This is a genomic window from Sphaerisporangium melleum, assembly GCF_014646695.1.
GTDB classification, from domain to species: Bacteria; Actinomycetota; Actinomycetes; order Streptosporangiales; family Streptosporangiaceae; genus Sphaerisporangium; species Sphaerisporangium melleum.
In genome coordinates this window covers 222195-234535 of sequence record NZ_BMNT01000005.1, presented here as the reverse complement: position 1 = coordinate 234535, position 12341 = coordinate 222195, and the positions used below count along the sequence as shown (strand labels likewise).

General features: G+C 71.6%; 11 protein-coding genes. 9 read left to right on the top strand and 2 right to left on the bottom strand.

Annotated features, from left to right (window positions below; translation table 11 throughout):
- Positions 1–58: 58 nt before the first annotated feature.
- Positions 59–1084 carry a GDP-mannose 4,6-dehydratase gene (locus tag IEY93_RS06375; protein WP_189162016.1) on the top strand — a complete coding sequence of 342 codons (1026 nt, stop codon included), beginning with the start codon at positions 59–61 and terminating at the stop codon, positions 1082–1084.
- A gap of 7 nt (positions 1085–1091) precedes the next feature.
- On the opposite strand, the gene IEY93_RS06370 is transcribed toward IEY93_RS06375, so the two are convergent.
- Both IEY93_RS06370 and IEY93_RS06365 read right to left on the bottom strand, forming a co-directional pair.
- A complete protein-coding gene (locus IEY93_RS06370) occupies positions 1092–2579 on the bottom strand; it encodes a mannosyltransferase family protein (protein ID WP_189162015.1) in 1488 nt (495 codons plus the stop codon).
- A gap of 216 nt (positions 2580–2795) precedes the next feature.
- Positions 2796–3998 (bottom strand): cytochrome P450, encoded by a 1203-nt coding sequence (locus IEY93_RS06365; RefSeq protein ID WP_189162014.1) that lies wholly within the window; start codon positions 3996–3998, stop codon positions 2796–2798.
- A 315-nt stretch (positions 3999–4313) separates the two neighbouring features.
- On the opposite strand from IEY93_RS06365, the gene IEY93_RS06360 reads away from it, so the two are divergent.
- The 8 genes from IEY93_RS06360 (at position 4314) to IEY93_RS06325 (ending at position 12269) form a co-directional block, all read left to right on the top strand.
- Entirely contained in the window at positions 4314–5177 is an 864-nt protein-coding gene (locus IEY93_RS06360) for a fumarylacetoacetate hydrolase family protein (protein WP_189162013.1), read from the top strand.
- The gene (locus tag IEY93_RS06355) at positions 5174–6487 is read left to right on the top strand and encodes an L-fuconate dehydratase (protein ID WP_189162012.1); all 1314 of its coding nucleotides are present in this window, start codon (positions 5174–5176) and stop codon (positions 6485–6487) included. The genes IEY93_RS06360 and IEY93_RS06355 overlap by 4 nt, the downstream gene beginning before the upstream one ends.
- A complete protein-coding gene (locus IEY93_RS06350) occupies positions 6484–7230 on the top strand; it encodes an SDR family NAD(P)-dependent oxidoreductase (RefSeq protein WP_189162011.1) in 747 nt (248 codons plus the stop codon). Before IEY93_RS06355 ends, IEY93_RS06350 begins: the two co-directional genes overlap by 4 nt.
- Before the next feature lie 120 nt (positions 7231–7350).
- The gene (locus tag IEY93_RS06345) at positions 7351–8415 is read left to right on the top strand and encodes a sugar ABC transporter substrate-binding protein (RefSeq protein ID WP_229690903.1); all 1065 of its coding nucleotides are present in this window, start codon (positions 7351–7353) and stop codon (positions 8413–8415) included.
- Complete coding sequence (locus tag IEY93_RS06340; protein WP_229690902.1) at positions 8412–9914, top strand: sugar ABC transporter ATP-binding protein; 1503 nt, start codon at positions 8412–8414, stop codon at positions 9912–9914. The genes IEY93_RS06345 and IEY93_RS06340 overlap by 4 nt, the downstream gene beginning before the upstream one ends.
- On the top strand, positions 9911–10954 hold the full coding sequence (locus tag IEY93_RS06335; RefSeq protein WP_189162010.1) for an ABC transporter permease: 1044 nt from the start codon (positions 9911–9913) through the stop codon (positions 10952–10954). The genes IEY93_RS06340 and IEY93_RS06335 overlap by 4 nt, the downstream gene beginning before the upstream one ends.
- On the top strand, positions 10954–11256 hold the full coding sequence (locus IEY93_RS06330; protein WP_189162009.1) for an L-rhamnose mutarotase: 303 nt from the start codon (positions 10954–10956) through the stop codon (positions 11254–11256). Before IEY93_RS06335 ends, IEY93_RS06330 begins: the two co-directional genes overlap by 1 nt.
- 47 nt (positions 11257–11303) lie before the next feature.
- Entirely contained in the window at positions 11304–12269 is a 966-nt protein-coding gene (locus tag IEY93_RS06325; RefSeq protein WP_189162008.1) for an aldo/keto reductase, read from the top strand.
- Positions 12270–12341 lie beyond the last annotated feature (72 nt).

The following is a 12341-nucleotide window of genomic DNA, read 5'->3' as shown; positions in this document are numbered from 1 at the left end:
GCTCACAGTCCGGACGAAGCAGTACAGGCTGCCGAGACCGGAGAACAAGGAGGACCCGTTGGCCAGGCGTGCGCTGATCACTGGCATCACCGGGCAGGACGGCTCCTACCTCGCCGAGCACCTGCTCGACCAGGGATACGACGTCTGGGGCCTGGTGCGCGGCCAGGCCAACCCCCGCGTCTCCCGCGTCCGCCGGCTGCTGCAGGACGTCCAGCTCGTCCGGGGCGACCTGCTCGACCAGGGATCGCTGATCAGCGCCGTCGAGCGCGTCCAGCCGGACGAGGTGTACAACCTCGGCGCCATCTCGTTCGTGCCGATGTCCTGGGAGCAGGCCGAGCTGACCGCCGAGGTGACCGGCATGGGCGTGCTGCGCATGCTGGAGGCCATCAGGGTGTGCTCGGGCATCACCGCCTCCCGCACCCCCGGCTCGGGCCAGATCAGGTTCTACCAGGCGTCCTCGTCGGAGATGTTCGGCCAGGTGCGCGAGACCCCGCAGAACGAGCGCACGCCGTTCCACCCGCGCTCGCCCTACGGCGTGGCCAAGGCGTACGGGCACTTCCTCACCCAGAACTACCGCGAGTCCTACGGGATGTTCGCCGTCTCCGGCATCCTGTTCAACCACGAGTCGCCCCGGCGCGGCGCGGAGTTCGTCACCCGCAAGGTGACGCTGGGCGCCGCGCGCATCAAGCTCGGCCTGGCCACCGAGCTGCGCCTGGGCAACCTCTCGGCGCGGCGCGACTGGGGGTACGCCGGCGACTACGTCCGGGCCATGCGGCTCATGCTGCAGGCGCCGGTGCCCGAGGACTACGTCATCGGCACCGGGCGCACCCAGTCGGTGCGCGAGCTGGTCATCGCCGCGTTCGAGGCGGCCCAGCTCGACTGGGAGCGCTACGTGGTCGCCGACCAGGCGCTGCACCGCCCCGCCGAGGTGGACCTGCTGTGCGCCGACCCCAAGAAGGCCAGGGTCCAGCTCGGCTGGGAGCCCACGGTGAGCTTCGAGGAGCTCGTCGCCATGATGGTCGAGGCGGACCTGCGCCTGCTGTCGGAGGGCGCCGACCCCGAGCAGGACTCCTCCTGGCCCTGACACCGGGTCAGCCGATCCACGCACCCGTGGTGAAGTTGCCGACGTTGATCGCCATGACCGGCAGCATGATGGCCATGATCGTCCAGAACAGCCATGGCCGCCGCACGCCCGCGTACCCCAGCGCCAGCCACAGCGGGAACCAGGTCAGCGACGCCCGGCCGATCGACAGGTAGAACGACGACAGGGTGAGGAACGACAGCACCTGCGGGACCATGTAGGCCAGCTCGGGCCAGCGCCGGCGCACGGCGAGCCAGATCGCCACGCCGAGCAGCACCGCCGCCGCGATGATCTCCTCGTAGTAGGAGGTGGTGAGCGAGGGCACGTCGTCGGACATGCCCAGGGTGTTGAGGAACGCCTCCCATGGCCACACCGCGTGCCGGCCCCAGTACTGCGCCTGCACGCTGTTGTAGGCCAGCAGGTCACCGGTGCGGGTCCAGTGGTAAAGGGTGTACAGGCCGACCGGGACGGCGGGGAGGCCGAGCCAGAGCCACTGGCGCCGGTTCTCCGGCGACCTGCGGCCGTTCTGCGCCACCAGGTACAACACCACCAGGCCGAGCGCCAGGAACAGCCCGCTGATGCGGACCGAGGCCGCCGCCGCCGTGCAGATCGCCGCGTCGTCCCAGCGGCCCTTGCGCGCGAGCAGCCAGGCCGGGAAGGCCAGGGCCAAAAACAGCGACTCGGAGTACCCGGTGTAGAGGAAGGCGGCGAACGGGCTGAGGAACAGGGCGGCCACCGCGAACGTGCCGCTGCCCTTGAACGTGTGCTCGGCCAGCCGCGACAGCGCCACGGCGGCGACCGCGCTCGCCACCAGCGAGATCAGTACGGTGGCCAGCCGGCCGTCGTGCACGATGGGCTGCAGCAGCCGGATCAGCAGGGCCATGCCGGGGAAGAACGCGGGCAGCTTGGCGCTGTCCTGCATCCCGGGCGGGCCGTCGTAGCCCCACTCGGCGATGGCGATGAAGTTCTCGGCGTCCCAGCGGGTCAGCCGGTTGAGGAACGGGTCGGTGGTCCGGCCCGGGGCGGCCAGGTAGGCGTAGATCAGGAAGCCGGCGTGCGAGCAGAGCCAGATGAGCAGCGCGGCCCGGTCGGTCCGGTCGGTCAGCCACTGGGGCCGCCACCGCCACCACGCGGCCCGAGGCTGCTCCTGCGCGCCGGGGACGGCGTCCCCCTCGGCCGGGCCTGCCTCGGCGTGTGGCTCCGGCTCCAGGACCGCGGTGCCGGCGTTCGCGTTCGCGGTCCCGGCCGGGTCGGCGGCGGCGCCGGGGGCGGCTCCGCTGCCATTGGCGGTCCCGTTCGCGGCCCCGGTCCCGTTCGCGGTCGTCGTCCCGGCCTCGGTTCCGTTCGCGGTCGCGGCTTCGTTCCCGGCCTCGGTTCCGTTCGCGGTTCCGCCGGTGGGCGGTGCCGGTACGGGGGCGTCCGTACCGCCGGGGACGTCGGAGGCGTCCCCGGCACCGGGGGCCGCCTGCAGGGGTTCGCGGGGTGGCGTCCGTTCCATCACCAGGACACCCTGATATATCCGGCAAATCCCTGACAAGCGAGAGTGTGCCAACTCTCCCTCGCGCGGGTACTCCTGCGCACCTGACCTGGGGGAACGCCGTCGCTCCCCGGAGACCTCCGTCGCCCTCCTGCCCGCGCCGCGAAACTTTCATGACGCGGCGCAGGGGCCGGCGGGGACGAGACGGACATCCGGGGCCGCGGCCGGGAGCCGCGCTCAGACCTGGACGGGCAGGGTCTTGATGCCGTTGATGAAGTACGAGCGCAGGCGCTTGGCGTCGCCGGACCGGCGCAGGCCGGGCATGCGCTCGGCCACCACCTCGAACAGCACGCGCAGCTCCAGCTTGGCCAGGTGGTTGCCCAGGCAGAAGTGGGCGCCCCCGCCGCCGAAGCCGATGTGCGGGTTCGGGTCGCGGCCGATGTCGAAGCTCGCGGGCCGGTCGAAGACGTCCTCGTCGCGGTTGGCCGAGGAGTAGAACACCACGACCTTGTCGCCTTCCTTGATCTGCTTGTCGCGCAGGGTGAGGTCCCGGGTGGCGGTGCGGCGGAAGAGGTTGACCGGCGACACCCAGCGGACGATCTCGTCGGCCGCGGTGCGGGCGAGCGAGGGGTCGCGCACCAGCCGCTCCCACTGCTCCGGATGCTCGAACAGGGCGAGCATGCCGCCGGAGGCCGCGTTGCGGGTGGTCTCGTTGCCCGCGACGACGAGCAGCAGGACGAACAGGTCGAACTCGTCCTGGGTCAGCGACTCGCCGTCCTCGCCGGGCTGCAGCAGCTTGGTGACCAGGTCGTCGCCCGGCTCCTCCCGGCGCTTGGCGGCGAGCCGGTTGGCGTAGGCGTAGACCTCCATCGCCGCGGCGCCGCCCTCCTCGGGGCTTGCGGCGTAGTCGGGGTCGTCCGCGCCGATCATGCGGTTGGACCACTGGAACAGCTTGTCGCGGTCCTCGACCGGCGCGCCCAGCAGCTCGCAGATGACGTACAGCGGCAGCGGCGCCGCGATGTCGGTGACGAAGTCGGCGCCGCCCTTGGCCAGCGCCTCGTCGACCAGCGCGTGGCAGATGTCGCGGATGTGCTCCTCAAGGACGCCGATCTGGCGCGGGGTGAAGCCGCGGTTGACCAGCGAGCGGCGGCGGGTGTGCTCCGGCGGGTCCTGGTTGAGCATCATCAGGCGCTGGAGGGCGCGCGCCTCCTCGGGCATCTCGTCGAACAGGGCGAGCTTTTTGGCCGAGGAGAACAGCTCCGAGCGCCGCGAGATGTGCACGACGTCCTCGTGCCTGGTCACCGCCCAGAACCCCGGCCAGCCCGGCTCCTGCTCGCCCTCGTGCCAGTGGACCGGCTCGTTGGCGCGCAGCCAGCGGAGCTGGTCGTGCGGAGCGCCGGCCCGTGCGTACTGGTCCTGGTCGACGAGGTTGATTTCCATGTGACCGCCTGGGGGATCGATCAAGCGCTTGGTCGGACTTTTATGCAACGTGTTCTATTACGGGTGCCGGGGCGCGTCAAGGCACGCCGGAGGTGTGCAGACCCCCGCCGCCACAGGCGATTCCGGCCGCTGCGGCCAGGGTACGAGACCCCGGCAGGCTGTGGCGGGAACGTCGCGCGGGCCGGTGCCTCGGTTGGGTAACGACGAGCCGAGGCATCGGATGAATAAGTGACGCACACCCGGCCCCCCCTTGACGTGCGCGCGTCTTTGCGTAGTGTTCTCATTCAACACATCCGATGAATGTGAGGGAGTTGCGTGAAGCTGCTGCGAGTCGGACCGCCCGGAGGGGAACGGCCCGCCGTCCTGGACGACGCCGGACGCCCGCGCGACCTGCGTGGCCTGCTCGGACCGGGCGCCGACTTCGACCGGGACTTCTTCGCCTCGGGACAGATCGAGCGGGTGGCGAGTGCCCTGCGGGACGGCGACCTGCCGCTGATCGGCGAGGACGCCACCGCAAGGACCGGCGCCCCCCTCGCCCGGCCGGGCAAGATCGTGTGCATCGGCCTGAACTACCGCGACCACGCGGCCGAGACCGGAGCGCCCATCCCCGCCGAGCCGGTCGTCTTCATGAAGGCCGCCAACACGGTCGTCGGGCCGTACGACGAGGTGCTCATCCCGCGCGGCAGCGTCAAGACCGACTGGGAGGTCGAGCTCGGCGTCGTCATCGGCCGCACCGCCCGCTACCTCGACTCGCATGAGGAGGCCCTGGCCTGCGTCGCCGGGTACGTGCTCTCCCATGACGTCTCCGAGCGGGAGTTCCAGCTCGAGCGCGGCGGCCAGTGGGACAAGGGCAAGTCGTGCGAGACCTTCAACCCGCTCGGCCCGTGGCTGGTCACCGCCGACGAGGTGCCCGACCCGCAGAACCTCGGCCTGCGGCTGTGGGTGAACGGCGAGCTGCGCCAGGACGGCGGCACCAAGGACATGGTCTTCGAGGTGGCCGAGGTCGTGCGGTACCTCAGCCAGTTCATGGTCCTGGAGCCCGGCGACCTGATCAACACCGGCACGCCCGCCGGGGTCGCCCTCGGCATGCCCGGCCAGCCGTTCCTGCGCGCCGGTGACGTCGTGGAGCTGGAGATCGACGGCCTCGGCCGGCAGCGGCAGACGGTGGGTCAGGCATGAGCGACCTGCCGCTGATCGTCGCGATGGAGACCCACGACATCCGGTTCCCCACCTCCCTGGAGCTGGACGGCTCCGACGCGATGAACCCCGACCCCGACTACTCCGCCGCCTACGTGGTCCTGCGCACCGACAGCGGCGTCGACGGGCACGGTTTCGCGTTCACCATCGGACGTGGCAACGAGGTGCAGACCGCCGCCATCGCCGCCCTGGAGCCCTACGTCGTCGGCCGGCGCCCGGAGGACCTCGGCGCCCTGTACAAGGAGATGGTGCACGACTCCCAGCTGCGCTGGCTCGGCCCGGAGAAGGGCGTCATGCACATGGCGATCTCCGCGGTCGTCAACGCGTTGTGGGACCTGAAGGCCAAGATCGAGGGCAAGCCGCTGTGGCTGCTGCTCGGCGAGATGTCCCCCGAGGAGCTCGTCTCGCTGGTGGACTTCCGCTACCTCGGCGACGCGCTCACCCCCGGCCAGGCGCTGGAGATCCTGCGCCGCGCCGAACCGGGACGCGCCGAGCGCATCGCCCGCCTCAAGGCCGAGGGCTACCCCGCCTACACCACCTCGCCGGGCTGGCTGGGCTACGACGACGACAAGCTGCGCCGCCTGTGCCGCGAGGCGATCGCCGACGGCTTCACCCAGATCAAGCTCAAGGTCGGCGCCGACCTCGCCGACGACGTGCGGCGCATGCGCATCGCCCGCGAGGTGTGCGGGCCGGACTTCCGCATCGCGATCGACGCCAACCAGCGCTGGGACGTCGGCACGGCGATCACCTGGGTCAACGCGCTCAAGGAGTACGAGCCGTACTGGATCGAGGAGCCGACCAGCCCCGACGACGTACTCGGCCACGCCACCATCGCCCGCGCCCTCGCGCCGGTCAAGGTGGCCACCGGTGAGCACGTGCAGAACCGCGTGATCTTCAAGCAGATGCTGCAGGCGGGCTCGATGTCGGTCCTGCAGATCGACGCCGCCCGAGTCGGCGGCGTCAACGAGAACATCGCGATCCTGCTGCTCGCCGCCCGGTTCGGCGTGCCCGTCTGCCCGCACGCGGGCGGCGTTGGCCTGTGCGAGCTGGTGCAGCACCTGGCCATGTTCGACTACGTCGCGGTGAGCGGCAGCCGGCGCGACCGGGTGATCGAGTACGTCGACCACCTGCACGAGCACTTCGCGGACCCGGTGGTGATCGAGAACGGTCGCTATCTCGCCCCGCTCGCGCCCGGCTTCAGCGCGGCCATGCACCCCGAGTCGATCAGCGCCTACGCCTACCCGGGCGGACGCGTCTGGGCCGAAGAGACCGTCAGGGGCGGAGTGGCGTGAGCGAGTTCGACGGCCTCACGGCGCTGGTGACCGGCGGCGGCTCCGGCATCGGCCTGGCGACCGCCCGGCTGCTGGCCGAGCGCGGCGCCCGGGTGGCCTGCCTGGACCTCGACCCGCCGGGCGAGCCGTTCGTCGGCGTCAAGGCCGACGTCACCGACGACGGCGCCGTCCGCGCGGCCGTCGAGGCGGTGGCCGAGCGGCTCGGCGGCATCGACGTCCTGGTCAACAACGCCGGCATCGGCGCGATCGGGACGATCGAGAGCAACCCCGACGAGGAGTGGTTCCGCGTCCTGGACGTCAACCTGCTCGGCGTCGTCCGGGTCACCCGGGCGGCGCTGCCGCACCTGCGCGCGTCCGGTCACGCGGCGATCGTCAACACCTGCTCGATCGCGGCGACGGCCGGGCTGCCCGACCGGGCCTTGTACAGCGCGTCCAAGGGCGCGATCATGTCGCTCACGCTTGCCATGGCCGCCGACCACATCGGCGAGGGCATCCGTGTCAACTGCGTCAACCCCGGCACCGCCGACACCCCCTGGGTAAGGCGGCTGCTCGCCGTCGCGCCCGACCCTGAGGCCGAGCGGCGCGCGCTGGAAGGGCGGCAGCCCCTGGGCCGCCTGATCAGCGCCGAGGAGGTCGCCGCGGCCATCGCCTACCTGGCGAGCCCGCTGGCGGCCGGCGTGACCGGCACGGTGCTCGCCGTGGACGGCGGCGTGCAGGGCCTGCGCCTGCGCCCCAAGACCTGACGGGGCCCAGGCTCCGTCCCTGCAACCTCCCCGCACCACCGCCCGACCCGAAACCCTCACACCTTCCTGAGCACCAGCCCTCGCACCCCCCTGAAACACAGCTCGAATCGAGGCACAATAGTGAGAAGAGGATCGACGGCCACCGCCTGTGTGGCCCTGTTCACCGCCTGCCTGACCCTCACGGCGTGCGGATCGTCGGGATCGTCCGGCACCACGGCCCCCTCCGAAGGCGGGTCGGCCGCCGCCGGCGGCGGGAAGGTCGGCATCGACTTCCCGCGCGCCGACACCGATTTCTGGAACTCCTACAACAAGTACGTGCCGCAGATGGCGACCGAGCTGGGCATCGACCTGATGCCGCCGACCAACTCGCAGAACGACGTCGCCAAGCTCGTCTCCAACGTCCAGGCGCTCACCAGCCAGGGCGCCAAGGCGATCGTGATGGCCCCGCAGGACACCGGCGCCATCGCCACCACCCTCGACCAGCTCGACAGCAAGAAGATCCCGGTGGTCACCGTGGACACCCGCCCGGACAAGGGCAAGACCTTCATGGTCGTCCGCGCCGACAACCGCGCCTACGGCGAGAAGGCCTGCAAGTTCCTCGGCGACCAGCTCAAGGGCAAGGGCAAGGTCGTGGAGTTCCAGGGCTCGCTGTCGTCGGTCAACGGCCGGGACCGGTCCGAGGCGTTCGCCGAGTGCATGAAGGCGAACTACCCCGGCATCACGGTCTTCGCCGAGCCCACCGAATGGGAGGGCACCAAGGCGTCGGCCGCGCTGCAGACCCGGCTCACCCAGCACCCGGACATCAACGGCATCTACATGCAGGCCGGCGGCGCCTTCCTCGCGCCCACCCTGCAGCTGCTGAAGTCCAAGAATCTGATCGTGCCGCCGACCGATCCCAAGCACATCTTCATCGTCTCCAACGACGGCATCCCGCAGGAGCTGAAGGCCATCCGGGAGGGGCAGATCGACGCCACCGTCTCCCAGCCGGCCGACACCTACGCCAAGTGGGCGCTGTTCTACGCCAAGGCGGCGCTGGAGGGCAAGACGTTCGCCCCGGGCGCGACCGACCACGACAGCACGATCGTCGACGTCGGCGGCGGCCGGCTGGAGGACCAGCTCCCCGCTCCGCTGGTCACCAAGGACAACGTGGACGACCCGAATCTCTGGGGCAACCAGGTCAAATGATGTCGCCATCCGCCATCCCGGCCGTCGAGGCCCGGAACATCACCAAGCGCTTCGGGGCGACGACGGCGCTCGCTGACGCGGGCATCGTCATCGCCGAAGGCGAGACGCACGCGCTGGTCGGTCGCAACGGCGCCGGCAAGTCGACGCTGGTGTCCATCCTCACCGGACTCCAGCGGCCCGACACGGGCGAGGTCCGGTTCGCCGGTCAACTCGCCCCGCCGCTCGCCGACCGGGACGGCTGGCGGCGGCAGGTCGCCTGCGTGTACCAGAAGTCCACGATCATCCCCACGCTGAGCGTCGCGGAGAACCTCTTCCTCAACCGGCAGTCGGCCGGCGGGCCGATCAACTGGCGGTCACTGCGGTCGCGGGCGAACGAGCTGCTCGACCAGTACGGGGTGGCGGTGGACGCCGGCCGCATGGCGGGCGACCTCGACGTCGAACAGCGGCAACTGCTGGAGATCGCCCGGGCGCTGTCGTTCGGCGCGCGGTTCATCATCCTGGACGAGCCCACCGCGCAGCTCGACGGCCCGGCGATCGAGCGGCTGTTCGACCGCATGCGCGCCCTGCGCGAGCAGGGCGTGACCATGATGTTCATCTCGCACCACCTGGAGGAGGTCTACCGCGTCTGCCAGTCGGTCACGGTGTTCCGCGACGCGCGGCACGTGCTGACCAGCGCGGTGGACGACCTGCCGCACGACGAGCTGGTGGCGGCCATGACCGGCGAGGCCGCCGCCGGCTACCAGGCCAGGGCGCGGACCACGAGCACGGCCGCGCCCACGGTGCTCACCGCCGAGAAGCTGACCATGGCCGGTCGCTTCCAGGAGGTCGACCTGACCGTCCGGGCCGGCGAGATCGTGGGGATCGCCGGCTCGGGCAGCAGCGGCAAGGTCGGGCTGGCCGAGGCGCTGGTCGGCCTGCGTGTTCCCGACAGCGGCACGGTCACCGTCAACGGCACCCGCACCCGGCCCGGGGACGTCGCCTCGGCGCTGCGCGCCGGTCTCGGCTTCGTCCCGCAGGACCGGCACAAGGAAGGGTTCGTGCCGCTGCTGTCGATCGGCGAGAACGCGACCATGCCGATCGCGCACAAGCTCGGCCGCTTCGGCGCGGTGTCCCCGTCCCGGCGCCGCGCCCGCGCCGAGAAGATGATCGAGGACTTGGCCATCAAGACGACCGGGCCGGCGCAGCCGGTCCAGGACCTGTCCGGCGGCAACGCCCAGAAGGTCGTCATGGCCCGCGCGCTCGCCGACGACCCCACGGCGCTGGTCGTCATCGACCCCACCGCCGGAGTGGACGTACGTGCCAAGCAGGCTCTGCTCGGCGCGGTAGAGGACGCCGCCGAACGCGGCGCGGGCGCCGTCCTCGTCTCCGACGAACTGGACGACCTTCGCATCTGCGACCGGGTCGTCGTGATGTTCCACGGACGGATCGTCAAGGAAGTGCCACGCGGCTGGGCGGACGCCGAGCTGGTGGCCGTCATGGAAGGTGTCGACGCACGATGACGGAAACGACCGTGGCCTCTCCGGGCAGCCCCGGCGGATCCCCGGACAAAGCGCCCCCGCCGGGCGGCGGGCACAACGGCCTGGGCCTCGCGCGGTTCCGCGACCTCGCGCTGGTCCCGGCCATCCTGGTGCTCATCGTCGTCGGGGCGCTGATCGAGCCGGCGTTCCTCAGCGCCGACAACCTCACCAACGTGCTCCAGCAGCAGACCGAGCTGTCGCTGCTTGTGCTCGCCGAGGCGATCATCCTGATCGCCGGGAAGTTCGACCTGTCGCTGGAGTCCACCGTCGGCCTCGCGCCCGCGCTGGGCGTCGCGCTGGTCATCCCGGCCGCCTCCAACGGCCTCGGCACCGATCTGCCGGTGGCGCTCGGCGTCCCGATCTGCCTGCTGATCGGCATGCTCGTCGGGGCGTTCAACGCGCTGCTGATCCTGCGGTTCAAGCTGTCGGCGTTCATCGTGACGCTCGGCATGCTGATCGTGCTGCGCGGCCTGCAGATCGGCTTCACCGGCGGGCAGAACCTCTTCGCGCTGCCCGAGTCCTTCCTCTACCTGGGCAACGCCCGCTGGCTCGGCCTGCCGGCGTCCGTCTGGATCTGCGCCGTGGCCTACGCCGCCGGCATCGTCACGCTCGGGTACTTCCGGCACGGGCGCGCGGTCTACGCGATCGGCGGCAACGCCGACGCGGCCCGCGCGGCGGGCGTGCGCACCGACCGGGTGATGTGGACGGTGTTCGTGGTCGCCGGGCTGCTCGCCGCGCTGGCCGGCCTGCTCATGACCGGCCGGCTCGGGTCGGTCGCCGCCGCCCAGGGCGACGGCATGATCTTCACGGTGTTCGCCGCGGCGGTCATCGGCGGGATCAGCCTCGATGGCGGCAAGGGCACGCTGTTCGGCGCGCTGTGCGGTGTGCTCGTCCTCGGCCTGATCAACAACATCCTCACCCTGGCCGGCGTCTCCGCGCAGTGGATCCAGGCGATCTACGGCGGCATCATCCTCATCGCGCTGATGCTCGCCCGGCTCACCACCGGAAAGGCACAGGACTGATGCAGCGCCTCGCCCTGCGCACCCGCCTGCGGCCCGGCGCCGAGGAGACCTACGATCGGGAGCACGCCACCATCCCGCCCGACCTCGAGGCCGATATGCGCGAGGCCGGCGTGCACACCTGGAAGATCTGGCGCGACGGCCTGGACCTGTTCCACTACGTCGAGGTCGACGACTACGCCGCCATGCAGCGCAAGCTGGCCGGCAGCGCCGCCAACCAGGCATGGCAGCGCCAGATGAACCGGCTGCTCGAAGGCGACTTCGACCCGGCCGACACCGGCATGCGGCTGGTGTGGGAGATGTAGGTTCTCCGGCACGGGCACGACCGGGGGCGGAACGAGGAGGAGAGACGATGGAGAGCCGGACCGTGGGGCGTGGCGTCCAGGTCGGCAGGTTCGGGCTCGGCGCGGCGCCGCTCGGCAACCTGTTCGCCGCCGTCGGCGACGAGCAGGCCGCCGAGACGGTGGACGCCGCCTGGGCGTCCGGTGTGCGGTACTTCGACACCGCGCCGCACTACGGGCTCGGGCTGTCCGAACGCCGCCTCGGCGCCGCCCTGCGCGACCGGCCCCGCGACTCCTACGTCCTGTCCACCAAGGTCGGCCGGCTGATCGTCCCCGGCGGGCCGGACGAGGCGGCGCGCGACGACCAGGGCTTCGACGTGCCGGCCTCCCACCGCCGGGTGTGGGACTTCTCCCGGGACGGCGTGCGCCGGTCGCTGGAGGAGAGCCTTGCGCGGCTCGGCCAGGACGCGGTCGACATCGCACTCATCCACGACCCCGACGACCACTGGGAGCAGGCCGTCGGCGAGGCGTACCCGGCCCTCGCCGAGCTGCGCGACCAGGGTGTGGTGCGCGCCGTCGGCGCCGGCATGAACCAATGGGAGATGCTGGAGCGCTTCGTCGAGGAGACCGACCTCGACGTGGTCATGCTCGCCGGGCGCTACACCCTGCTCGACCAGTCGGGCGCCGACCGGCTGCTGCCGCTCTGCCAGGAGCGCGGCGTCGCGGTCTTCGCCGCGGGCGTCTTCAACAGCGGCCTGCTCGCCACCCACGAGGCGACCGGGACCTACGACTACGCCCCCGCTCCGGACGATCTGGCCGGGCGGGCGCGGCGCATCGCCGCCGTCTGCGAGCGGTACGGCGTGACGCTGCCGCAGGCGGCGCTGGCGTTCCCCCTGCGGCACCCGGCCGTGACCTGCGTGGTGTACGGTGCACGTTCGGCGGCCGAGGTCGAGCGCAACGCCGCGCTGGCCGCGGCACCGGTGCCGGCGGAGCTGTGGACGGCGCTCGCCGAGGAGAAGCTGATCCCCGCCGGCTGAGGCCCGCGTCCGGCTCGAGCGCCCGGCCCACGCGCCGACCGGCCGCCTCCCGGTCCGCGTACCGGCGGCCGG